Here is a 24,383-nt window from a genome sequence, read left to right as displayed (position 1 = left end):
TTAATCACATCGAAATTAAGTAATAAAAGGAGTTAGGGCTAATGTTTGAATTAATGGATACAGAAGCAACAAATGCGAATATCAAAGTCATCGGAGTTGGTGGCGGCGGCGGAAATGCTGTTCAAAATATGGTTGATGCAGGCGTTGAAGGGGTAGAGTTCATCTGTGCAAATACAGACGCACAAGCACTTGATGGTTCACCAGTAAAAAACCTTATTCAATTAGGTAATGCATTAACTAAAGGTTTAGGTGCAGGCGCAAACCCAGAAATTGGACGCGAAGCCGCACTTGAAGATCGTGAGCGTATCAAAGAGTTGGTTTCTGGTACTGATATGTTATTCATCACTGCTGGTATGGGTGGCGGAACAGGTACAGGTGCTGCACCAGTAGTAGCTGAAATGGCTAGAGAAATGGGTGTATTAACAGTAGCGGTTGTTACTAAACCATTCCCGTTTGAAGGTCCTAAGCGTATGAAAGCGGCAGAAGAAGGGATTGCTGAATTAGGAAAATATGTTGATTCAATCATCACTATTCCTAACGCTAAACTATTGACTTCACTCGGTAAAAATACAACATTACTAGACGCTTTCAAAGCAGCTAATGATGTTCTACTTGGTGCCGTTCAAGGCATTGCAGATTTAATTACTCGTCCTGGTTTAATCAACGTGGATTTCGCTGACGTAAGAACAGTTATGAGCGAAATGGGCATGTCTATGATGGGTACAGGCATTGCACGTGGTGATGATAGAGCGACTAAAGCAGCTGAAGCTGCAATTTCTAGTCCACTACTTGACGATATCAACCTAAACGGTGCTAAAGGTATTCTTGTAAATATTACAGCAGGCCTAGATATGGGAATCCATGAGTTCGAAGAAGTGGGTGCAGCTGTACGTAAATTTGCACATGATGATGCAACAGTAGTGGTTGGTACGGTAATCGATCCTGATATGAGTGAAGAGATTCGCGTAACATTGGTTGCTACAGGTCTTGATAAGCAAGGGGCAGAGCTTCAGGCAGTTCCTACTCAAGAAAGACAAAGTAACAGCAGATTACGTCCTGTTGAACTTGAGCAACCTCGGATGGTAGCTAATGGTGGGCATACCCAGCCTCATTACGAAACTACGCCTAAGTCAACAACGGCTACAGAGTCTAACTACCTGGATATACCAGCTTTTTTACGCAATCAAGCTGATTAATAACTTAGCTCACCTCTAACTTGAGCCATTACGGCGTTGGAAAATGATCACTTACATTTGTAAGCTCACATTTTCCGCCTTGTTCTGACTCAAGTTAGAGGCAATCTAAGCAATGAATAGTTTAGGTTGAATAGGTTATTAATAAAAAGCCCGTATAAGTAGGGGGGTGTATTTGTAAATACACCCCCCTACTTATACGGGCTTTTTTGATCTAATAATTACTTGGTTTGTATTAGATCAATATTGTAGAACGCGTGATAAAGCGTTTTTAACTTAATCACGTCTCCAGATTGTTTTTGGCCCTTTATCTTCAAGTGAAATATTCTGCGCGACTAATTCATCACGAATCTTATCCGCCAATGCCCAGTCTTTATTGGCCTTAGCATCTAAACGTTGTTGAATAAGTGTTTCAATTTCTTCATTACTGATTCCATCAGAACCAGCATCGCCTTTAAACCAATCTTCAATATCACCAGTAAGCAGTCCTAACTGTGATGTGAGTTTAAAGAGAATTTTCGCCAGTCTGAGTGATTCGGACTTATCTTCTTTTTTATCTTCAGCTTGTCTGGCACGATTAACTTCTCGAGCTAATTCAAATAAAACGGCCAATGCTTCTGGTGTGTTGAAATCATCGTCCATCGCTTCTTCATAGCGTTCTTCATAGCTAGATTTAACTTGATCAGCATTGTCACCAGCAGAGAGGTCAAGACCACGTAGAGCAGTGTAAAATCTATCTAAAGCAGCATGCGCAGCATCTAATTGATCAGTGCTGTAATTAAGTGGGCTACGATACTGGCTGGTTAGCATAAAGTAGCGAATCACTTCTGCTTTATAGTCCTTTAATACATCGCGAATGGTGAAGAAGTTGTTTAAAGACTTAGACATCTTCTCTTCATCTATTCGAATAAAGCCATTATGCATCCAGTAGTTCGCAAAGTGCTCACCCGTACAAGCTTCAGACTGTGCAATTTCGTTTTCGTGATGAGGGAACTGTAAATCGTGTCCACCGCCATGAATATCAAAATGATTACCAAGGATTTGTGTCGACATCGCGGAACATTCGATATGCCATCCTGGACGACCTTTTCCCCAGGGGGAATCCCAGTAAGGCTCATCAGGCTTGGCACATTTCCACAAAACAAAATCTAATGGATCTTGTTTGTCTGTATTTACCGCAATGCGCTCACCAGCGCGAAGATCATCAGGATTTCGTCCTGATAATTTTCCATAGCCTTCAAATTTGGACACAGAATAATAGACATCAGTACAGTCATTATCTGAGGCCCCTTGGTACGCGTAGCCTTTATCAATAAGTGTCGAAATCATGTCGATAATCGCTTCGATGTTATCTGTAGCTTTTGGCTCGAAAGTGGGGGGGTGTATTCCCAATGCTTTTTCATCTTCATGCATTGCATCGATAAAGCGTTCGGTTAACTGACTGAAATCTTCACCATTTTCATTGGCGCGCTGAATGATTTTGTCATCAATGTCGGTAATATTACGAACATAAGTTACGTCATAACCCTTAGCAATCAGGTAACGGTAAACTACATCAAACGCCACCATAACGCGCGCATGGCCTAAGTGGCAGTAATCATAAACTGTCATTCCACACACGTACATATTGATTTTATTGTCTGTGATGGGGGTGAAAACTTCTTTTTGGTTACTTAGGCTATTATAAATTTTTAACATTTTTTGAATTCTTATAGGGTCTGTTAGGGAGGGTAATAAACGCTGGCAATAGTAGCAGAAGCACATTAATTCCGCTATTATTCGGCTTTTGAAATTGCTCAAAGGCGTATAAAAAATGAACAATATTATCAGACCTAATCAATTACTTACTTTGTTGTTTTCATTCTTCTTTTTGATGACTGGCTGTAATGCAGCAGAAAAAACAGCTGAGCAAAAGACTAATGCGCAAGCTAAAGAGCAATCTACAAAAGTACAGACTACTAAAACCCCCACCGATCAAACTAAAAAATCTGGAGAGAAAATGTCCTCGAACCCAAAAATTAAATTAGAAACAAGCAAAGGCACTATGGTACTTGAGCTTGATGCTGAAAAAGCGCCTAAATCAAGTGAGAACTTTGTTAACTACGTAAACGATGGATTTTACGATGGATTAATCTTCCACCGTGTAATACCTAACTTCATGGTTCAGGGTGGCGGAATGAATCCTGATATGAGCGAAAAAGGTAATAAAACACCGATTCAAAACGAAGCTAATAACGGCCTTAAGAATGATCGCGGAACAATCGCAATGGCACGTACTAACGATCCGCATTCTGCAACATCACAGTTCTTTATCAACCTTAAAGACAATGATTTCCTAAACCACACAAGCGAATCACCAGCAGGTTGGGGATATGCGGTATTTGGTAAAGTAGTAGAAGGTCTGGATGTGATTGATGAAATCGCAGCAGTAAAAACTGGTAATCACGGTCACCATGGTGATGTACCTTTAGAGCCAGTTACAATTATCAAAGCTACAGTAGAATAAATATTGATAAATCATTCCTTGAACTTTATTGGTTCAAGGAATGATGATTTTTTATTCGCAATGAATAAAACCTATTTCATCTCCGATCTTCATCTAGATCCCTCTAGACCCCATCTATACAAGTTATTTCACGAATTCATCGATAAAATCAAGGGTGATGCCGAAGCCTTGTACATCCTGGGAGATCTGTTCGAATTCTGGATAGGTGATGACATAATTGACTTGCCCATAGGTAAGCCCTATCTACCGATAATAGAACAATTAAGATCACTCTCTGATTCAGGCACCAAAATATATTTCATACAGGGAAATCGAGACTTCTTGATTGGCCAGAAATTTATGGACCGAATAGGAGGAGTGCTTTTACCTGATGAAATTGTTATTGACCTCTATGGTACACCCGCTTTAATCATGCACGGCGATACATTGTGCACTGATGATAAAGGTTATCAGCTGATGCGTAAGATATTTCGCTTATGGATAGTACAGAAAATTTACCTGTCAATGAGCCCAGAAAAACGCGATAAAAAAGCCAGTGAAATACGTAGCAAAACAAGCAAACAGACTAAACAGAAAAATTACAATATCTTAGATGTAAACCAACAAGTGGTAGAAAAAGCCCTTGTAAGTAGGGGGGTGTCATTGCTTATACATGGGCATACGCATCGGCCTGCTGAGCATGAGTTTATGTTAGACGGTATGTCTGAAAAACGTATTGTATTAGGTGATTGGGGTGAAGATGTTAGCTGGCTTGAATTTACCGAAATTAGTCAAGAGTTGTATTATTAAGCTTAGCTAGTTTAAGCTTTGGGCTCATATCTATTATTCCTACGGCATCACCATTCTTTTTATTCATAGCAAATACTGCTTCTTTCTTGTTATTCCCACTAATTGGAAAAAAAGCATAGTCTGATAAATCACCACCATACTTTGTAATGAACTTATTCAATTTTGTTCGAGTTTCATTCGAACTAAAAAGTAATGTTGGATTAAGTTGTCTATCAAGTATTTTATTAAGAGCTTGATAATGAGGTTGATATAAGTCTCTACGTTGATAGATATCTGGTTCACCAAATAAGTCCACTCCTATCATAAACCTAGTGCGTTCAGTCTGATCTTTAGGTAGTTCGGTATATGCTATTTTAGGTCTTGAATAGAAAAAATTATGCAGATTTTCGAAATAGGTATTTGTTGGCTTATAGAAACTAACATTGATTAATTTGAAACTATTTTCTACAAATACATTATATACAGGATGCTTTAGATATAGAGCATATGCCCCATAGATAAAGGCAGCTAGCTGAATTCCAAGTAATACATTGATATCAAAGTTAAGGTATTTTTTATCTTTTTTATAGACAATAAAGACAAGCAAAGGACCTAAAATTATATCTACAAAAACAATCATAAATGCCGTCTTGTAGAATCCACCTAAGGTTGAATAAGAATGTGGGAACCAAACAAAATAGGCGAATATTAAAAAGATACCAATAATTAGCTGGCTGATTAAAAGATTACGCAGTGCAACTTTTACCCTCATTAATCATAACCCCTTAAATAATATCTAAAGTGCAGATTAAGGTACTTCAAAAAACCAGGTTATCAAAACTGGATAAAAGGTAATTAATTTCAGAAGACTAATAAAAGATTCCATTTTTATATTGTCAATATCGATCTCGATCTCGATCTCTAAGAATTCTATTCTGAGGCTAAAGAGATTAGTTAATCTAATTAAAGTAAACTAGCGTTTTACAAATTTCCAGGGATTGGCTTTTATCGTAGTAACTACCTCAGCAGTAGTTTTATCTAATACAATAATTGCATTTCCATTAAGTCCCTCTAAAGGCAAAAATATAAATTTATCATGGCTGGAGTATTTTTTTAGAAAAGACTTACTAGAGGCAGTTAAATTTTTATCTTCAAAGAGTTTTGTTGTATCTAAACTGCTCTTGATAATAGTATCAAGGTGTTCATCAAGTGGCTCATAATATTCAGCTCGTTTATCAATATCAGGTTCTCCTTTCAAATCAACACCAACCATAATTTCAGTTTGTTTAGTTGGGTCACTTGGCATCTTGGCAAAAGCGAGTTTTGGTGAGGAAAATTTAGATATATTAAACTCGTCATTTTTAGCATTTTTAGGTGTGACTTCATCTGCTAAAATTAGATTAAAACTATTGTGGTTATAAGTAATAAACAGTGGATGAGTTTGATAAAGAGCGTTTACGCCATAAGCAAGAGCAGATATCTGAATGACTGCAATTACGGCAAGATCAAAGTGTAAGCTTTTTTTAGCAGTATTAAAAACTACAAAAGTTAAAAACGGTCCTAATATCAGGTCGATACTAATAATGAGTAGTAAAATGTCTTTAAAGTTTGTGATACCCAAATAGGCTGGTGGGTACCAAAAATAAATAAGGGCAGCAATGAGTAATGTAACGACAACGATACTTAAGAGTAAATGAATTAAGGATGCTTTTAATTTTTGTTTAAACATGGTGAATCATCTATTAGAAAGTGATTTTATTATTTTTCGTTTATTGTATGTAAGTAGTAATGAATACAAACTTAATATTTGTTTTAACTATCCGTATTTTATTCTGAATGATAATTCACATAATATTTACTGGTCCATCTCATCAAAAGTCAATCTATAAATTCCACTTTTATTATGTTTGTCAATAAAAAGGCAGAGTAAAAACTCTGCCTTTTTATTGATATTACTTTGTAGCTTAAGAGCTGTAGAGTAAATAGCTAGCTATTAATTACAACCTTTAGGAGCTAGTTTAGCAGGTAAAGAACCACCGTTAGCAGTTGCGTTACATGCCCAATCACCGATGCCGTTTCCATCTACTGTACGTGCATATTGAACAGTTTGGCCAGCTACCTGAGGGTTAGTAGTAGCAGCAAATGTGTAAGTTACTGTACCTGCTCCAACAGCTCCATTAGGTGCAGCTGCAGAAACTGTTCCGTAAGTGCCCGCTAATTTAACGCCCAGATTAGCTCCTAGAGCAGCTACGTCCGCAGGAAAGGCTGTAGCATCATCAGCTACGGCAGATTCAATAGATATTTTTGCGCCATTTAGCAATACTACTGATTCAGCAGCCTGTGTACGAGCAATATAATCCTGATATGCAGGAAGTGCGATTGCTGCCAAAATACCGATGATCGCTACAACGATCATTAATTCGATAAGAGTAAAACCTTTTTGTAGTTGCTTTTTCATTTTTGAATCTCCAAATTATTTTTATGATTAATACATTAATTAATGTATTTTAAATTGTTACGTTTAGTCTTTTCTTGCATTTTTAGTTTTTCATAGTTAGGTCAAAAACTAACTGGTTTAAAAGTATGTTCACAGGTATTAAAGCATTCTCCGTGCCAAGAATAGATAATATGATGTAAGTATTTGAAATATAAAAAAATATTATGTTTTTTTGTGTTTTTTCGGTTTTTTATAAAAGCCAATTGTCAGTTATTTGTGTCACTTCATGACGGTAAACTGCTAAAACTGACATGTTGTAACTCAAGTATTTATTGCTAACATTTTATGTCATTCTAAATGTTTATTTATACAGGATGATCTATCTGAATTATTGATAAGTCACGAGATCAATTGTTTAGGATAATAAAGCTGTACCTGTCAACCGACTAGTTACTCAAGTCATCGGCAGATTAAGTTTCTCAAATACTTTATATGAATACTAGACGAATTCCCCAAATGCCCCAATAAATCAGGGATCGGATAGAGGGAAGTATTTTCTCTTATGGGCATCATTAGACTCTTTGTTACTTTATCTATCAATAATACTTGGTAATACGATGAATCGATACTAGTGAGTTACAAAAGTTGCAGGGTAAGCAATACAATAAAACTATCTAAGTTTAAATCGGCATGTGGCAGGAAAACTTCAAGTCGTGGGAGGATAATACAAATCTATTGGTATCCCTTTCGCTTGTTAAACATGAGTTTGAAAGAGATCGGAAATAGTTTGAAGAAAAGTTTTATGTGATTGAAAGAACGATACTAGTTGGTTCAACTGTACTAGAGGGTTGAACCAAGTGTGAGCTTATTTAATGAAGAAAATACACATTAAGATTTAATGTTGTTTTTTTCCTGTTACCCTAAAATTTTATTTATATCGTAAATACTTATTTTTATTATTAGTGGATATTAGTACAGGTAATTTACATGCAACCCTTGGGTATTAATTTAGCCGTCAAATCTCCTTTTCGAGCACCTGTCCCAGCACTCGTTGCGTCACAAGTCCAGTCAGCGGTATTACCTGTAATCAAACGATTGTAATAAATCTTCTTTCCAGCTATCTGATTATTTGTATTAGCTCTAAATGTGAATTCTACATATCCTTCGCCAGCGGCTCCATTCGCATCTGAAATCCAGCCGTAAGTGCCGTGTAATTTAGTACCCAGGTTTTCATCTAAAAGAGCTGTTGTTGTTGGAAATCCATTTATTTGATCATCAGATACTGATACTTCGATGGAAGTTCTTGCACCATCAAGTATGACAACGGATTCAGCGGCTTGTGTACGTGCCAGATAATCTTGATAAGCTGGCAAAGCAATTGCTGCTAATATTCCAATAATTGCGACAACAATCATTAGCTCTATAAGGGTGAATCCACTATTGAGTTTCATTGCTTTATTCCTTTTCAATTGTTTTTCACAATAAAAAGGCAGAGTAAAAACTCTGCCTTTTTGTTAATATTACTTTGCAACTTAAGAGTTGTAGAGTAAATAGCTAGCTATTAATTACAACCTTTAGGAGCTAGTTTAGCAGGTAAAGAACCACCGTTAGCAGTTGCGTTACATGCCCAATCACCGATGCCGTTTCCATCTACTGTACGTGCATATTGAACAGTTTGACCAGCTACCTGAGGGTTAGTAGTAGCAGCAAATGTGTAAGTTACTGTACCTGCTCCAACAGCTCCGTTAGGTGCAGCTGCAGAAAGTGTTCCGTAAGTGCCCGCTAATTTAACGCCCAGATCAGTTCCTAAAGCAGCTACGTCAGCCGGAAAGGCTGTAGCATCATCAGCTACGGCAGTTTCGATAGATACTTTAGCGCCATCTAGTAATACCACTGATTCAGCAGCTTGTGTACGAGCAATGTAATCCTGGTATGCAGGAAGTGCGATTGCTGCTAGAATACCGATAATCGCTACAACGATCATTAATTCGATAAGTGTAAAACCTTTTTGTAGTTGCTTTTTCATTTTTGAATCTCCAAATTATTTTTATGATTAATACATTAATTAATGTAAGTAAGTTTTAATTGTTACTGTTTAGTCTTATCTTACCCTTTCAATTTTACTCAATTAGGTCTTAACAAAAACTTAACAGGTTGAACAATATGTTCGCTGGTAATATTGCATTTGCCGTGCCAAAAAAAATAATTATCACTTAAGGTATTGATTTTTAGATGGAAATGAGTTTTTCTCGTGTTTTGGCATGCCCTTTTATAAGTGTCAATTGTCAGTAATATGTGTCACTTTATGACGGTAAACTGTTAAAACTGACAGGTCATGTCAGTTTATTGACCATTCATCCTTTCGTTTATCCATTCCTTGGTATGGAAGATGGAAATATTACCTTGATATAATTCCCTGATACTTATTTATCTGGGAGGAGATAGTATGGAAATACTTACGGTGGTGCTGTTATGGGCATTTGGTTTAGCGGTCGTGCTAGGTTTCTTTGCAACTAAAACTAACTTTTGTACCATGGGTGCGGTATCTGACGTTGTTAATATTGGAGATACTGGCCGTATGCGTTCCTGGGTGTTCGCTATAGGCTTGGCAATCCTTGGTGTGATGGGCTTATCTTTATTAGGTCTCACCAATACCTCTTTAATTGCGAATAACGATACAGCGAACCCTCCTTATCTTACTGCTAACTTTGCGTGGCCTCGGCATATTCTCGGTGGTTTGATTTTTGGTATTGGCATGACTTTAGGTTCTGGGTGTGGGAATAAAACCCTGGTTAGATTAGGTGGAGGAAATATCAAGTCCATATTTGTGTTTCTCGCTATGGGAGTTACCACCTACTTAATGATATTCACTAATTTTAGTTACACGGCTTTTTTATCATGGATGGAGCCTGCCTTTATTGATCTCTCATTGAATGATATTGAAAACCAGGGCTTGGGGACGGTGATTGCACATTTCATCGGCACTGAAATTGAAAGCACGACCACCATAGTAGCTGCACTACTTGGTGGACTCCTTATTCTTTGGGCTTTTCTTTCGAATGACTTCAGAGGTAGCCTAGATAATATCCTAGGTGGTTTTATTGTCGCGTTGGTCGTGGTTACTGCATGGTGGGTAACAACGGGTGAATTAGGGCAAACGTTACTCGAAGAAGCAGAAATGATGGATGAACAGCCTTTTGCTCTTGGCGCGCAATCATTTACTTTTTCACAGCCATCTGGTCATTTCTTGCGTTGGGTTGAAACTGGCTTTTCTTCTTCTTTATATACCTTCGCGTTAATGGCAGCGTTTGGTGTGGTAGTCGGTTCTTTTCTTTATTCTATATTGGCACGAAAGTTTAGATTCGAGTGGTTTGCTAACTGGAAGGACTTTGTCGTTCATATCATTGGTGGACTATTAATGGGAATTGGAGGCGTTCTTGCGATGGGTTGCACTATAGGCCAAGGCGTAACTGGTGCTTCTACATTGGCAATGGGGTCTTTCCTGACTGTTTTTGCGATAGTTCTCGGAAGTGCATTAACGATGAAGATTCAATTTTATAAAATGGTATACGAGGAAGAAGCTAGCTTTGGCAAGGCTTTAGTGGCTGGATTGGCCGATATGAAACTGTTGCCGAATAGTTTTCGCAAGCTTGATAAAGTATAGTTTTAAAAAAAATTAAACTTCTTTCAAAAAGCGCTTGAAAGCGGAATTCGGTAGTGTATACTAGCCGCCTTCTTGCAGTGGAGCGATAAACTATTTAACGCTTTAAAGTAAGGACACGCTAGATATGGGGCGTTAGCTCAGTCGGTAGAGCAGTTGACTTTTAATCAATTGGTCGAGCGTTCGAATCGCTCACGCCCCACCATATTCTATAAGGCTTGACAGAAATGTCAGGCCTTTTTAGTTTTAAGATTGTGCCAATTTTGTGACTTCTGATAATAGCTTAACTCTATTCTCAGAATATTCCGCAAGATGCGTTATCCCAAGGTGAGCATACCGCCTAAGCATATCAACACTTTCCCAGTCACCAAGCTCCTGAAATACATTTAAAGGCGTTCCATTTTGAACATGCCAAGAAGCCCACGTGTGCCTCAAATCATGCCAACGAAAATCCTTAATGTTTGCCGACTCTAGTGCTTTATACCAAGCTTTAGTTGTCATTTGGTTTATGGGTTTACCGCGATAAGTAAATACACGTTTAGGATGTTGATCTTTAACTTCTTCATGCACGCTAATAGCCTCTGAATATAGAGGAATATGAATAGCGCGCCTTGATTTAGATTGATCAGGGTGAATCCAACACACGACGTGCCAGATCCACTTGCGACCATTCCAGACCTTTTACATTACCTTGATGTAAACCTGTAGCTAAAGAAAAGCGAAATGCTAGAGCTAAATGTTCAGGTAGTGCATTTGCAAGGAGTATTGACTCATCAGGTTCAATCCAATGAATTCTACGTTTAGGCCCGGGTAGAAGTCATATATATGGGATTTCATCCAATTATTCCCAATCATTTTTTGCTCTTCGTGGGATAGAACGCAAGAGTGCAAGGATACGATGCATGGTCTAAGCATAGTAAGTTGTTCGGAAAGAACATACCTCCAAACAATAAATGTAAAACTTTCAGACGTGAAAAACTTATATGTACAAGTATAAGGGGTTCTAAAAGGTATTATTACAACACCTTTTTAAGAAGCGTGAGTGACGCTTGGAAAAGCCATTTAAGGTTGGATTACTCAGTTAAATGAATGAGCGAAGGTCATAAATGTTAGCAATTTAGATCTTAAATTGTACATAAGTCTATAGAAATGAAGCCAATTGTTTCGCTTTCTCTAAAAGATGGATATCCTCTCCATTGATACCAGTTAACATCAATCCCAATGTTTGACCTTTATACTTAAAAGGAATTGAAATGCTACAACCGTTCATGACATTGCCCAGACTAGTGTTACGTAGGGACAAAATATTTAATCGGTGATAGTCATCATCGTTTTCCACTTCAGAAAAACTAGGAGGTAAAATAGCTACGGTTGGTAACAATAATAAACTTCCAGCTAACTCTTCTTCAAATAATTCAATGTTTTTTTGACGAGATATCAATGTTTCGCAATATTCAACAGCCTTAAGTTCATTTGATTGTTGTATGCGTTTAATTACTCGTGGGTCAAAATTATTAGAGTCATTTTGAATGTAATATTTATATGCTGTATTTGCTTCCACAGAACTCAAATGCCATGCATTTAATTCTTTATGTTGTTCAAGTGATGGCAAGAATTTTTCTGTTATCTCGATACCTGATTTTATTAAACGATGTGTTATGTCTTGAAACCCCTCTGCAACTATTTCGTCCAATTCTGTTAATCCAAAGTTTTTTGGAATTATTAATTTTCTGTCTTGCGTAGCAAAATTAGGCTTTCTTTCAAATCCTGACATGACAGACCATGCTGCTTCACAGGCTTCGACACTTGATGCCATAGGTCCTATGCTATCGAGACTAAAAGAAAGAGGGTTGCAACCCTTTAGAGATACTGATTGTTGGCTAGGTTTAAAACCGACAATGCCATTAAAAGCAGCAGGAATTCTTAATGACCCTCCAGTATCAGTTCCAATAGCAATATCGCATAGGTTTGTTGCTACAGAAACAGCGCCACCAGAAGTAGAACCTCCTGGAATATGATCTTTGTAAAGAGTATTTTCGGGAGTTCCATAATGTGGATTTAACCCTAGTCCAGAATAAGCAAATTCACTCATGTTAGTGTGCCCAATCAGGATAGCTCCTGAATTTCTAAGAGCATCAACAACATCTGCATCTTTTTTTGCCGGCGGATTGTTTGATAGTACTGTTGAACCAGATCGAGTAACAAAACCTTCCACATCTAATAAATCTTTTATAGAAATAATAGCACCACAGAGAGTTTCGTCTCTAAAACACTCTAGTTTATTTAAATCATTTCTGGCAGATTCGATAAATGTTTGTGTAAAAACGTGCCTTAATTCGGGGGGATTATTTTCTATGCGTGTAATCGCCGTATCTAATCTTGTAGTGGCGTCTTTAAATGACCATGATTTATAAATCATTAGAATGAAGTTCCCAAATTAAATTAAAAGTTAAACCTCTGTCTTGTTTTAAATTTAATTGATCTAGAACAATGCGAACAGCTGCCGCTGCTGTTGGCTCATTTGTAGTTTCTATAATAATGGCGGATTCGAGCTTGGTAGGTGGCTTGGTTTCTGATGACAAGGGTATTGATAGCTCTTGATCAGGTTCAAGTACTCTAATTTTTAAGATTCCTTCTGTCTTGCTCACTAAATTTAGAACCTGCTCAATAGAACTAAAATCTACTATTGTCTTTTGCAGTTGGATTAACCCGATAGCGGATCCAGTTCCATAACCACCTTCGTATGCAACGCGCATAACACGGCGTTTAGTATTAGTCATTCGTTCAAAATTTATTTTCGACCAAGAGGTTTGATTGGCAAATGCTTGTTTGTAGGCATTGGAAGTGAAAACATTAATATTTTCGGTTCTATAAAGAGCAAGGTATCGGCGGGCTTTCATTGACACGGCGCGGTATCGACTAGCCCATGTAAATCCATCAATAGAGACTCGCTCTGTCATATGTTCACGATCGTACCACTGATTAAAATCCTGTTCATAGGTTGGATCAATGTCTGTCCAAACGAATAATTCTGCTGCTGTGGTATTCTGAATTATCATCCTATGTGCACTCCTGAATTTATAAATCAATACTGCGCACTTGGGTAGGCGTCAGTTTATTAGTTATAAAAAAATTATTATTAGATTGTTTGCTTCGAATAAAAGCAATCTTAGGAAGATACTGGAGTGGATTCAATCATGTTACAAACGGTATATTGTGAATGGGGGTGATCAGTATTTTTTTATAGCATTATTATTGGGGGAATTGGTTTTGGGAGTGTGATTTAGACGCCGAGATTGCCAAGTCTACAATGATCTTATTAAGGTCATTGTCGGAAAGTTTTTGCCAGCTAGCAATCAGTCTTAAGGGATCTGGTTTTTCTGGATAATTTACTAAAGCTAAATGACCATTATCTAATTCATTTGAAATAGCAGTCAGAGGCAGAGTTGCGATACCTTGTTTTTTCTTAACTAATTTGCTAATTGCTGCTAGTGATGTAACGCAATGAACTTGACTGGGTCTAAGTCCCTGTTTTTCAAAAATAGATAATGCTGATAGATGAGGCTGAGAGCCCCGTGTGAAAGTAATGATTTGTGAATCAGCTAATTCTTCTAATGAAATATCTCGGTTAGCAAATTGGTTTTTCCCATGACACACCCACTCCATTTTAAGAGATTCAAGTTCAGTATTAATAACTGTGTCATCTAAGACTGGATCAGTCTGAATTATGACATCCAAAGCGCCTTTGGAAAAAAGAGCATGTAGGTGAGATGTTGGTTCTGCGGTCAGTTCAAATTCAAGTTTAGGATAAGTTTTATTTAATTCGGTTAAAAAAACTTCTAGCCATGTGTGAACTATGGCTTCAATAACTCCAATACGAACCCTTGTGATGATCTCCTCATCGTCGTGCATTGCTTTTTGTAGTGCTTGTTCGGCTTGCAACATTCGTTCAGCCTTATCTAGCAGTAAAATACCTTTACTGGTTAGTTTGATCGTGTTGTGTTCACGATCAAATAAACTACATTCAAATTCATTTTCTAGAGTCGCAATACGGCTCGATATAGTAGCTTGTGAAACATATAATTTTTCCGCTGCTGCTCGAAAGCTGTTTAATCTAGCAACCCAAACAAAAGCTTCAAGAAATCTGGTATTCATTTAGGTCGTTCCTTAAAAGCTTAATATTGGTCTTTTTAAAAAAATTATGTACGTCTGTATAATTGGACAAAGCTAATAAATCGCTCATGTAAGGCGCACAGTTACAAGTCTATCTTTGCTTGAATCAAGTCAACAGTAGTACAGTAAAACTAAAAAATCATCTTCAAAATACGATTTTTATGATCTTTAATTTATCTCCGATAAGTATTTAATATAAATTCTCGTGACCTATCAACAATGAATATTGATCACTCCTGTTCAGAATTATCAGTTTGTTAAAAAAATGGATTACAACTAATGTTGTTTTAAATACTGAGTATGAGCCTAGGCAATACAAGTGTTTTAATTCTCATCACAAATCTGATTGGATTAAAAGTTTTAGAATTTTACATATTAATAAAATAACAACATTACTAAGGAGTTTTGACCAGATGAAGAAAATTATTTTTATTCTACTAACCGTTTTTGCAGCAGCTACTAATGCTTTTGCTGCTGATAAACCAATAAAATGGAAGTTAGCCGAAACCTGGCCTGCTAATTTTCCAATCTATGGTGAAGCTACAAAAGAGTTTGCAAAAAGAGTTGAGGAAATGTCAAATGGTCGATTAATTATTAGTATTGATTCTGCTAATAAACATAAATCTGCTCTAGGGATTTTTGATTTTGTTAAATCTGGGCAATATCAAATGGGTCACTCAGCCTCTTATTATTGGAAAGGAAAAGACATAAACACTTTGTTTTTTACTACTATGCCATTCGGTATGATTTCTGCTGAACGCACTGCATGGTATCACAACGGTGGTGGTGCCGAGCTAGCTAAAAGAGCGTATAGCAAACATGGAATTACTCAATATCCTGCAGGCTCAGGAAGTCAAATGGGTGGGTGGTTTAAAAAAGAAATCAACAGTGTTGATGATTTAAAAGGCCTAAAAATGCGCATACCTGGATTTGCTGGGGAAGTGCTAGCAAAAGTAGGCGCAACTGTAACAAACGTACCTCCTGGTGAACTCTATACTTCTTTAGAAAGAAACACGATTGATGCCCTGGAATGGGTTGGCCCATCTTTTGACTTGCGTATGGGTTTTCATAAAATAGCGCAGTATTATTATACTGGCTGGCATGAGCCAGGATCTGAAATACAGTTTATGGTCAACAACGAAGCTTTTGATAAATTGCCAAAAGATTTACAAGCAATTTTAAAAGCTGCGATGAGAGAATCTGAAACAAGTGTTACAGATAGATTGTATTACGAAAATGGAGCTAACTGGGAAAAGATCAAGAATGAATTTCCTAATATTAAAGTAAAAACTTTCCCACCTGATGTAATGGCTGCTCTAAGAGAAGCAAATAAGGAATTAGTCGACAAGCTAGAAGAACAAGGCGGATTGACTGCTGAAATAATTGAATCCCAGCGAAAGTTTAAAAAGCAAGTGCGTGAGTGGACAAATATTTCTGATAAAGCTTATTTAAACAACTAAAGCTACCTACGTTTAATGCTAAGAAGCTCTCTACCTTTGATGTTTCGGTTAGAGGGCTTCTATCATATGTACGTCATGTAGAAGGACTCTAAGTCGTTCTACAAAAGAGAATATAAACTTACTAAAGAAGTAATCATGCTATTAAAAACAGAACACTATATTAATAAGCTTATGGATATTATCGGTATAATTGCCGGTATATTGTTGATTTTACTAGTATTGATAATTTCTTATAACGTCATTGGTCGTTATGCTTTTAGTAACTCATCTATAAAACTTGAGGAGTTAGCATGGCATTTCTATTCGGGCGTGTTTCTTTTAGGTATCCCTTATGCCTTAAGAACAGGATCTCATGTTCGAGTTGATATAATTTTTGAGAAACTTTCCGAACGAAAAAGATCTCTTATTGACATAGTAGGGACATTATTTTTTCTCTTACCTATGTCTATTCTCATTGTTTATTATGGTTGGGATTTTATGGCTCAATCCTATAGTTATGGCGAACATAGCGATAGCGTTATGGGGTTGATAAAGCAGTTTCTAACGTCTGGGATTGGTGAGAAAAGTCAGGACCCTGGCGGTCTGCTTAACCGCTTTATTATCAAAGGCTTAATCCCGTTATCCTTTCTCTTTCTAGTTCTGAGTGGAATTTCTTTTCTCATTAATAGAGTTAATGTATTTATCCATTTTTCAGAATAAGACAAATTGGAATCTAGCTAAGACTCTACTGATCTTATTTAACGTATACATCTTACTTTGTGCATCATTCAGATGCATCTTCCTCGATACTATTCATGGGTATTTAAATGATAGGTATATCTATATTTTTACTAGCATTAATATTGCTACTATTTGGTTTTCCTGTTGCTTTCACTTTTGCGGGTGTGGGAATTTTATTTGTTTTTCTATTTGCCGATCCTAGTCAACTAGCGCAAATACCTTATCGAATATATTCCAATATGGGGGATAACGGTGATGGAATTGTTTTGATGGCAATACCACTGTTTATCTTCATGGGTTTAATATTGGAACGAACAAAATTGGCAGAACAATTACTCGAATCTATGGGGCGTTTATTTGGCTCAGTTCGAGGAGGGCTTGCAGTTTCAACAATTCTGGTAGGTGCATTGTTAGCGGCATCTACTGGTGTAGTTGGGGCAAGCGTTGTGGCTATGGGGCTGATATCCATGCCAGTAATGCTACGTTATGGATACAGTAAAGCCTTATCAGCAGGAACTATTTGTGCAGCCGGTACATTAGGCCAACTAATTCCTCCGTCAATTGTACTTATTATTTTGGGTGATGTACTCAATATTCCTGTTGGTGATTTATTCAAAGCTGCGATTAAGCCTGGTTTGGTTTTAATAGGTTGTTATATTGCATATATCGTTATCTTTTGCATGATAAAGCCCGAAGCTGCACCTCCTATTCCTGTAGAAGATGAAAATGTATCAAAAACAACGGTTATTAAGGAGGCACTGGTTGCTGTAATTCCTCCTTTGTTGTTAATTCTTGTCGTATTGGGGTCAATTTTCTTCGGCGTTGCTACACCAACCGAATCATCTGCATTAGGTTGTATAGGTGCAGTTTTCTTGGCACTCATTTATCGTAAATTTACATTTTCTATGCTTTGGGAAAGCACGATGGGAACCGTTAAAATTACAGCAATGGTTTTTGCCGTAATTTTAGGCGCATCTATATTTTCTATGGGCTTTGCCTACACTGGTGGCGAAGAAGAGGTAGCAGAGTTATTGTTAAATCTACCTGGTGAAAAATGGGGGTTCCTAATTTTTACCATGCTTCTTATTATGTTTTTAGGCTTCTTTCTTGATTACATCGAGATATCTTATATTGTGCTGCCTATCATTTATATCGTAGTAGAGACATTACAGATTAATACTATTTGGTTCGCTATTTTGGTAGCGATGAATTTACAAACATCATTTTTAACCCCCCCCTTTGGTTTTGCCCTATTTTATCTGAGAGGAGTTGCTCCGAAAGAAATAAAGACCTCTGATATTTACTTTGGCGTTCTTCCATTCATAGCAATTCAAATTGCTGTGGTTTTATCAATATTGGTATTTCCTGAAATGTATGGATTAACACCTGATGCACCAAAACTTTGGTGATTAAATGAAATTCATAGTTCGATGATTCATAGCCAAGCCTCTTTTAAAAAGCCCGCTATATATTAGCGGGCTTTTTTTGCCTGAAATAAATCTATTTCTCCGATCGTTCTAAAAAAATGCCCTCAAAGTAGGGGGGTGTACTACTATCAGTCTATTAATGAGTTAATCAATCATAGAAACCTTAATAAAGTTGTTTAGGAGTTGGCATGGCGAAAAAGCGAATGGTTGTAGAGATGGGTATGGGTACCGATCTGCAAGGGCAGGATTACACAAAAGCCGCGGTGCGCGCGCTAAAGGATGCGTTGTGGCATAACTCTTTGACGATTGCACCTGCGTTTGGCTTTGATCGTGAGAAAATGATTATCGAAGTGTCTATTGGGGTGGCTAAGCCAGATCAGGTAGATAAAGAAGTAGTGAAAGCGGTTTTACCTTACGGGCAAGCTTCGGTTGACGTTGTTGAAGGTGGCCTGGATATTTTGAGTGATTGTAAAACCAAAACAACGGTAATCGCTAATGCTGGGGTCGTTGTGTACTTGGATTTTGCGGAGGATGCGGCATGAGTCATCAACCAACTAAAAATCTTCAACGTATTATTTTAGAAATGGGTACAGGTAACGATTTATACGGCGAAGATTACACCAAAGCGGCTATAAGAGCGGTACAGGATGCGCTTCATCATAGTTCTATTACATTGTTTCGGTCGATGGATTTTGAACGAGATGAGATGCAGGTAGAAGTCACAATTGGTACGCAAAATCCTGACTTGGTTAATGTGGACGATGTTGCGGCTCAAATACCTTTTGGAAGCGTCAAGGTTAATACTGTAAAAGGTGGTTTAAATATCGAAGATCCCGTTCAAGAAACCGTTACTGTGATTGCCACGGCTGCAATTGCTGCACGAATCGATATACCGGAAGGTAAATATTCGCTGGTTTAGTATTTATATAGCGTGAGTTCTTCAGGCTATATAAACGGGTGTGGGTAAATGAAAACCAATGAATGTGCTCAAGCTAATGAGTGCAAGATAAAAAAGTGCCCCAAAGTAGGGGGGTGTAAAAAAATATTGATTAGATATTCTAAATAGGGTTATTTAAATTGCCCTATTTAAACCACGCCTTCAAACGGTAAGATTTCAACTGTATCCCCTTGATTCACTCCACTTGAATCAGCATCAAAGTGTATAAAACAATTCGCAAGGCTCATCGACATTAAAATTCCTGAGCCTTGTTTGCCGGTGCGCTTTACACTGAACCCACCATCAGGTGTTTGTTCAAAGACTCCACGAATATATTCCGTGCGACCTGGGCGTTTTTTGATGTTTTCTTCCGAGGTGGCTTTTAGGAAGATTGGTTTTTGCTGTTTTCCACTGGCAAGATAATTGATGGCAGGCTGCACAAATTGTAAAAAAGTCACCATTACCGCAACCGGATTTCCGGGAAGGCCGAAAAATTTGGCTGATACATTGTTATGATGAACCGTGCCATACGTCAAAGGTCGGCCAGGTTTCATTGCCAATTTCCAGAAGTGCGTTTCACCCAGTAGTTTCAAGGTGGGTTTAATATAGTCAGCTTCACCGACAGATACGCCACCTGTACTGATGAATATATCAGATTCTTCTGCGGCTTTTTTAAATGCGTCTTGAATGTCTTTTTCGGTATCAGGGATCACACCTAAATCGATGATTTTGGCATCCAGATTTTTTAACATTGCAAACAAGGTGTAACGATTGCTGTCGTAAATCTCACCTTCTTTTAATGCTTCACCTATTGAGCGTAATTCATCTCCAGTTGAGAAAAAGGCGACTTTGGGTCGAATTAAAACATCTATTTCACCAAAACCAAGTGATGCGAGTATGCCAATATCAGCGGCACTGAGTTTTCGGCCTTTATCAAAGATCTTTTTTCCTTGTGCTAAATCTTCGCCAGGGTGACGTACATTTTGTCCAGCTTTATGCTCCGCTTCTAAGCGAATAGTATTGTCATCCAGAGTCTCTACTAATTCTTGAGGGATTACAGTATCCGTTCCAGTTGGCATAACGCCGCCCGTCATAATGCGCACAACGGTTCCACTCTGATAAGATTCAGTACTAGGAACGCCTGCAAATGATGCACCTGACACCTTGTAATCTACTGGCGTAGTAGTAGGTAAGTCACTGCCAGCTAATGCGTAACCATCCATCGCAGAATTAGTATGCGGTGGCACATTAATCGGAGAGATAATATCTGTTGCTAGATAACGCTTTAAGCCCTCTCTAACAGGAACTGTTTCGCTTGCACTAATGGGTGTGATTTCGTTCGTGATAATTTGACGAGCTTCATCAACACTAATCGCGTCAACTTCGAAGGCATCTAAACAACTGGCTGGTCTATCTTTCATAGTGTTATCAATTAATTTGTAAGCGGGTTTTCATTTAGCTGAGTAATGTTTTTACGATATAGTCTGCTATTTGCTCAGGATTATTCAAGTCTAAACTATCTATTGGAAAGTCTTTCGATTCTTTATCTTCCACAGCGATAGCAATAATGTTGGGGTCATTAGGGTGCAGATAAGGTTTACCCAATGCTTGTCTATGCAGCTCTATTTTGTTGATTTTAGCTAGTTTGAATCCTTCTACCAATACTAAATCTAAAGAATCCGTCTGTAGATTATCCAGCACATCTTGTAGTTCAGGTTCTTTGGTAGAGTCCGCTTTTTCGATGATTAAAGCTGTACGGTATCGAGAGGCCAAAATCATCTGATCTGCGCCAGATTTGCGCAGTACGTAGCTGTCTTTGCCGGGCTTATCAATATCAATATTATGATGAGTATGCTTGATAACACCAATGCGGTGTCCCTTAGCCCTTAATAAAGGAATGATCTGGCTAAGTAATGTTGTTTTACCTGTTCCGCTAAACGCCGCAAAACCAAGCATAGGTAAGTGAAACTCAACCATTTTGAGGTTTACCCTGCTGTTGTTGCTGATGTTGTTGACGCTGTTCTTCAGTATTTACATTAAAGAAAACTTCCGGTTTGTCTGAAAAATCGGCAGTGGCCATCGAGTGCTGTGCATACCACAAGTCTATTTTACGGTCACCGTTAGCAAGAAAATCTTCAAGACTTTCAATCAATGAAGTGGGGATAAGTGCATGCACAGGTTGTAATCTTTTGCCGTCGTGAGCTACTACAATATTATTATTCTGTACTTCGCTGATAAGTCTTGAGACTAAATCATCCGGTAAATCTGGTCCGTCGCATGGTAGCGTAAGTATGTAATCTGTGTTGCAGGTTTTCATACCCGTTAAAAAGCCCGCTAAAGGACCCTGGAAATCACTTAATTCATCAGAAATTACGGGGTGCTTGAATTTTGCGTATTCATCCTGATTACGATTCGCATTAATAATGATTTGGCCTACTTGAGGCTCTATTTTTTCTAAAACATGCTCAATCAATGGTTTGTTTTGGTAGTCAACTAAGCCTTTGTCTTGTCCACCTAAACGACTCCCTTTTCCACCAGCCAGAATTACAGCAGTTATTTGATTTTTATTTATCGTCATTGTTTACTATCTTATTTGTTATCTTGTGATGAAAAGTTTGTGCTTTTATTGTTGGGGAATAAAGTCACGTTCTTGTTAGATTGTAGTAGGGAATCATTTAATAAAGTATCGTCATTTTGATCGTTTACTGTATTGGTGGCTTTCAATTCTTCAAACTCAGACACATATCCATCTTCAATGAGTAATCGGTGATTCATGATTCGATGAAAATGATTTGGATCATGGCTGGCAATATAAAGCGCGGTGCCAGAATCAATAAATGTCGACAGGAAGGTCTCGGTTCTAAGTCGGTGTTCTGTGTCCATGTTAGCCGTTGGCTCATCAAGCAGTAATACCGCAGGCTGTTTAATCCAGGCTTGTGCCAAAGCTACGCGTTGTCTTTCTCCGCCAGATAAACATTTTGCTTGGGTGTCGCTGCGGTGTTCTAGTTCAGCCCATTTAAGTGCGTTATCTATGATGTCTTTATTCTGTTTTTTATCTAAAGCGTAAGTCAGATTTTGCCTAACGGTGCCGTCAAACATATAGGGCTCTTGATAAAAGTACATCACATCATTGCCCAGTGCTTTGCGGTATTTGTTCCAGTTAAGGTTATGCAGCCCTGTATTGATCAAACCAGAGTCAGGTTTCAATAGTCCGCCCATAATACGGAGCAGGGTAGATTTACCGCAACCATTTTTACCTGTGATTAGCGTGCACTCGCCACCTTTTAAACTCAAACTAATATCATTGAGGATCGCTTTGGTGTTTTTGCCTTTACCGTATGTTTTTACGATATTCGTATATTCAAGACGAACAGGTCTAGAGATCTTGTTCATCGATGTTTTTTGCCATGGGCTTTTTGAGTCATTGATAGTTTAGTCGCGGATATTTTAATCACGAACGACAGTTCCTTTTCCTTGCATATAATGCAAACCAATCGTTAAGAAGAAGGCTAGCGAGATTAATATGATACCTAAAGCAATACCTTGTGCAAATTCACCTTTACTGGTTTCAAGAGCAATGGCAGTTGGTATGTTACGAGTATAATGCAGTATGTTTCCACCAAGCATCATTGAAGCGCCAACTTCCGCAATAATTCTGCCATAACCTGCCAGTAAAGCACCAAATAAAGCGAAGCGTACTTCGCGCATTACGATAAAAAATGCTTTGAAAGGATTTGCGGCGAGTGTTTTTGCCGTATCCCACGCGCGTTTTTCAATTGATTGAAAGGCACTATGACTCATCGCGACTAAAATAGGAAAGCATAAAGCAATCTGTCCCAGAACCATGGCGGTTTGGGTGAAGAGTAAGCGCCACTCTCCTAATGGCCCCTGACGCGATAAAAGGATATATAGGGTAAGTCCAACCACAACCGCGGGCACTGCCAACATAGTGTTGAATATTGAGACTAAAAGTCGCCGACCAGGGAAATTATAGTAAGCCAGTATAAATCCGATCAGAATTGCTGGCACCATTGCTATAAGTATCGCTATGGTGGATATTTGAAAGGAAATGCCGATAATATTCCAAATATCGGCATCTCCAGATAGCAAGAGTTTTACAGCATCAACTGTGGTACTTGCTAGTGATTGCATGTGATCTTATTTTTTAACGGTTTCATTTTTTGCCATGGTATCTGCATTTGGGACAAACAGAACCTCGTCGGCCACTTTAAAATCACCAATAAGCTTTTGTCCTTTCTCTGAAGTGATCCATTTTATCAGAGCATCGTCGCCCGCAATATTAACATCAGGGTATTTTTCTGGATTAATCGCAATAATGCCGTAAGGGTTAAATAAAGTCTCATCGCCTTCAAATACAATTTTAGATGTAAGCTTGTCTTTATATGCCAGCCAAGTGCCGCGGTCAGTCATTGTATATGCGCCCATTTCATCGGCCATTTGCAATACTTTTCCCATACCTTGGCCTGCTTCTACATACCAGGTATCAGTTTTAGAGTTTGGTTGGTATTTGCTGCTTTTCCATAGTGATAGTTCTTTCTTGTTTGTTCCAGAATCATCACCACGAGAAACGAAGCGCATTTTGTTGCTAGCAACATTGTTTAGTACATCGCCTACGTTCTTTGCGTCTTTATATAATTCCTGATCTGTTGCAGGACCAACAATAACAAAGTCGTTGTACATCACAGGGTAACGTTTTACACCGTAACCTTCTTCAACAAATTTTTTCTCTGCGTTTAAAGCATGTACCAAAAGAATATCAACATCGCCATCACGTCCCATTCTTAATGCTTTACCTGTGCCAACAGAGATTACATGAACTTTATAACCTGTATCTTTTTCGAACTCAGGAAGTAAATAACGAAGTAGTCCGGAATTTTCAGTACTCGTCGTTGTGGCTAAACGAATAAGCTTTGAATCTCCCTCTGTCTTAGAGTAGGCAGTAGATGAGAAAGTTAATGCTGAGAAAATTACCGCTGATAGCAGTAAAAATCGGGTGAACGTTTTCATTAGTTTCGTTAAAAACATCATTAAATTTACCTGGTTAATTGAAAGGAAATAGAATGTTAAAATTTAGCAACAT

25 protein-coding genes, 1 tRNA gene and 2 pseudogenes are annotated in these 24,383 nt (G+C 38.0%); 10 read left to right on the top strand and 18 right to left on the bottom strand.

Features of this window, described 5'->3' with window-relative positions; all coding sequences use genetic code 11:
* The first annotated feature begins 41 nt into the window (after positions 1-41).
* A complete protein-coding gene (gene ftsZ / locus EV695_RS00715) occupies positions 42-1,196 on the top strand; it encodes a cell division protein FtsZ (RefSeq protein WP_131904011.1) in 1,155 nt (384 codons plus the stop codon).
* A 273-nt stretch (positions 1,197-1,469) separates the two neighbouring features.
* Here the strand turns inward: ftsZ and cysS are convergent, their stop codons facing one another.
* On the bottom strand, positions 1,470-2,891 hold the full coding sequence (cysS, locus tag EV695_RS00710; protein ID WP_131904010.1) for a cysteine--tRNA ligase: 1,422 nt from the start codon (positions 2,889-2,891) through the stop codon (positions 1,470-1,472).
* Positions 2,892-3,006: 115 nt separating this feature from the next.
* Between cysS and EV695_RS00705 the strand changes: the two genes are divergently transcribed.
* On the top strand, positions 3,007-3,699 hold the full coding sequence (locus EV695_RS00705; protein ID WP_424273793.1) for a peptidylprolyl isomerase: 693 nt from the start codon (positions 3,007-3,009) through the stop codon (positions 3,697-3,699).
* A 60-nt stretch (positions 3,700-3,759) separates the two neighbouring features.
* Positions 3,760-4,488, top strand: a complete 729-nt coding sequence (locus tag EV695_RS00700; RefSeq protein WP_131904009.1) for a UDP-2,3-diacylglucosamine diphosphatase — start codon at positions 3,760-3,762, stop codon at positions 4,486-4,488.
* Here the strand turns inward: EV695_RS00700 and EV695_RS00695 are convergent.
* The 7 genes and pseudogenes from EV695_RS00695 to EV695_RS20225 all read right to left on the bottom strand — a co-directional run.
* Positions 4,466-5,239, bottom strand: coding sequence for a hypothetical protein (locus tag EV695_RS00695; RefSeq protein WP_131904008.1), 774 nt, complete (start codon positions 5,237-5,239; stop codon positions 4,466-4,468). The two genes, EV695_RS00700 and EV695_RS00695, sit on opposite strands and share 23 nt — an antisense overlap.
* A gap of 201 nt (positions 5,240-5,440) precedes the next feature.
* Entirely contained in the window at positions 5,441-6,196 is a 756-nt protein-coding gene (gene tfpZ, locus EV695_RS00690; RefSeq protein WP_131904007.1) for a TfpX/TfpZ family type IV pilin accessory protein, read from the bottom strand.
* 264 nt (positions 6,197-6,460) lie between these two features.
* Positions 6,461-6,787 carry a pilin gene (locus EV695_RS20315; RefSeq protein ID WP_243651488.1) on the bottom strand — a complete coding sequence of 109 codons (327 nt, stop codon included), beginning with the start codon at positions 6,785-6,787 and terminating at the stop codon, positions 6,461-6,463.
* A 32-nt stretch (positions 6,788-6,819) separates the two neighbouring features.
* Positions 6,820-6,925 (bottom strand): annotated as a pseudogene (locus EV695_RS20235) (prepilin-type N-terminal cleavage/methylation domain-containing protein); the annotation flags it as partial.
* Between the two features lie 962 nt (positions 6,926-7,887).
* Complete coding sequence (locus EV695_RS20310) at positions 7,888-8,355, bottom strand: pilin (protein ID WP_424273792.1); 468 nt, start codon at positions 8,353-8,355, stop codon at positions 7,888-7,890.
* A gap of 110 nt (positions 8,356-8,465) precedes the next feature.
* A complete protein-coding gene (locus EV695_RS20305) occupies positions 8,466-8,798 on the bottom strand; it encodes a pilin (protein WP_243651486.1) in 333 nt (110 codons plus the stop codon).
* Positions 8,799-8,824: 26 nt separating this feature from the next.
* Positions 8,825-8,930, bottom strand: a pseudogene (locus EV695_RS20225) (prepilin-type N-terminal cleavage/methylation domain-containing protein); the annotation flags it as partial.
* 420 nt (positions 8,931-9,350) lie between these two features.
* Here EV695_RS20225 and EV695_RS00670 point away from each other — a divergent pair.
* Positions 9,351-10,568, top strand: a complete 1,218-nt coding sequence (locus EV695_RS00670) for a YeeE/YedE family protein (protein WP_131904004.1) — start codon at positions 9,351-9,353, stop codon at positions 10,566-10,568.
* A gap of 126 nt (positions 10,569-10,694) precedes the next feature.
* Positions 10,695-10,770: transfer RNA gene (locus tag EV695_RS00665), tRNA-Lys, on the top strand.
* 41 nt (positions 10,771-10,811) lie between these two features.
* Here the strand turns inward: EV695_RS00665 and EV695_RS00660 are convergent.
* The 4 genes from EV695_RS00660 to EV695_RS00645 all read right to left on the bottom strand — a co-directional run bounded on the left by EV695_RS00660 (position 10,812) and on the right by EV695_RS00645 (position 14,720).
* Complete coding sequence (locus EV695_RS00660) at positions 10,812-11,210, bottom strand: tyrosine-type recombinase/integrase (protein ID WP_207906911.1); 399 nt, start codon at positions 11,208-11,210, stop codon at positions 10,812-10,814.
* Between the two features lie 496 nt (positions 11,211-11,706).
* Entirely contained in the window at positions 11,707-12,984 is a 1,278-nt protein-coding gene (locus EV695_RS00655; RefSeq protein ID WP_131904003.1) for an amidase family protein, read from the bottom strand.
* Positions 12,974-13,624: a DUF4286 family protein gene (locus tag EV695_RS00650; protein WP_131904002.1), complete on the bottom strand. Its 651-nt coding sequence runs from the start codon at positions 13,622-13,624 to the stop codon at positions 12,974-12,976. Before EV695_RS00650 ends, EV695_RS00655 begins: the two co-directional genes overlap by 11 nt.
* Before the next feature lie 193 nt (positions 13,625-13,817).
* Positions 13,818-14,720, bottom strand: a complete 903-nt coding sequence (locus EV695_RS00645; RefSeq protein ID WP_131904001.1) for a LysR family transcriptional regulator — start codon at positions 14,718-14,720, stop codon at positions 13,818-13,820.
* 431 nt (positions 14,721-15,151) lie between these two features.
* Between EV695_RS00645 and EV695_RS00640 the strand changes: the two genes are divergently transcribed.
* The 5 genes from EV695_RS00640 to EV695_RS00620 all read left to right on the top strand — a co-directional run bounded on the left by EV695_RS00640 (position 15,152) and on the right by EV695_RS00620 (position 19,264).
* A complete protein-coding gene (locus EV695_RS00640; RefSeq protein ID WP_131904000.1) occupies positions 15,152-16,198 on the top strand; it encodes a TRAP transporter substrate-binding protein in 1,047 nt (348 codons plus the stop codon).
* A gap of 135 nt (positions 16,199-16,333) precedes the next feature.
* A complete protein-coding gene (locus EV695_RS00635; RefSeq protein WP_131903999.1) occupies positions 16,334-16,897 on the top strand; it encodes a TRAP transporter small permease subunit in 564 nt (187 codons plus the stop codon).
* 107 nt (positions 16,898-17,004) lie between these two features.
* The gene (locus EV695_RS00630; protein WP_131903998.1) at positions 17,005-18,327 is read left to right on the top strand and encodes a TRAP transporter large permease; all 1,323 of its coding nucleotides are present in this window, start codon (positions 17,005-17,007) and stop codon (positions 18,325-18,327) included.
* A 206-nt stretch (positions 18,328-18,533) separates the two neighbouring features.
* Positions 18,534-18,887, top strand: a complete 354-nt coding sequence (locus EV695_RS00625) for a Lin0512 family protein (protein ID WP_131903997.1) — start codon at positions 18,534-18,536, stop codon at positions 18,885-18,887.
* Positions 18,884-19,264, top strand: coding sequence for a Lin0512 family protein (locus EV695_RS00620; RefSeq protein WP_131903996.1), 381 nt, complete (start codon positions 18,884-18,886; stop codon positions 19,262-19,264). The genes EV695_RS00625 and EV695_RS00620 overlap by 4 nt, the downstream gene beginning before the upstream one ends.
* Before the next feature lie 167 nt (positions 19,265-19,431).
* Here EV695_RS00620 and moeA read toward each other — a convergent pair whose 3' ends face one another.
* The 6 genes from moeA to EV695_RS00590 are packed head-to-tail and all read right to left on the bottom strand — an operon-like array spanning position 19,432 to position 24,331.
* Entirely contained in the window at positions 19,432-20,703 is a 1,272-nt protein-coding gene (gene moeA / locus EV695_RS00615) for a molybdopterin molybdotransferase MoeA (RefSeq protein ID WP_131903995.1), read from the bottom strand.
* Positions 20,704-20,737: 34 nt separating this feature from the next.
* On the bottom strand, positions 20,738-21,259 hold the full coding sequence (mobB, locus tag EV695_RS00610) for a molybdopterin-guanine dinucleotide biosynthesis protein B (protein ID WP_131903994.1): 522 nt from the start codon (positions 21,257-21,259) through the stop codon (positions 20,738-20,740).
* On the bottom strand, positions 21,252-21,860 hold the full coding sequence (mobA, locus tag EV695_RS00605; RefSeq protein ID WP_131903993.1) for a molybdenum cofactor guanylyltransferase MobA: 609 nt from the start codon (positions 21,858-21,860) through the stop codon (positions 21,252-21,254). The genes mobB and mobA overlap by 8 nt, the downstream gene beginning before the upstream one ends.
* 11 nt (positions 21,861-21,871) lie before the next feature.
* On the bottom strand, positions 21,872-22,675 hold the full coding sequence (locus EV695_RS00600) for an ABC transporter ATP-binding protein (RefSeq protein WP_131903992.1): 804 nt from the start codon (positions 22,673-22,675) through the stop codon (positions 21,872-21,874).
* Positions 22,676-22,729: 54 nt separating this feature from the next.
* Positions 22,730-23,434, bottom strand: a complete 705-nt coding sequence (locus tag EV695_RS00595) for an ABC transporter permease (RefSeq protein ID WP_131903991.1) — start codon at positions 23,432-23,434, stop codon at positions 22,730-22,732.
* Positions 23,435-23,440: 6 nt separating this feature from the next.
* Positions 23,441-24,331 carry an ABC transporter substrate-binding protein gene (locus EV695_RS00590; protein ID WP_243651412.1) on the bottom strand — a complete coding sequence of 297 codons (891 nt, stop codon included), beginning with the start codon at positions 24,329-24,331 and terminating at the stop codon, positions 23,441-23,443.
* Positions 24,332-24,383: the final 52 nt, after the last annotated feature.

It is taken from the genome of Cocleimonas flava, assembly GCF_004339015.1.
Taxonomy (GTDB): Bacteria; Pseudomonadota; Gammaproteobacteria; order Thiotrichales; family Thiotrichaceae; genus Cocleimonas; species Cocleimonas flava.
This window is presented reverse-complemented; position numbering and strand designations above follow the sequence as displayed.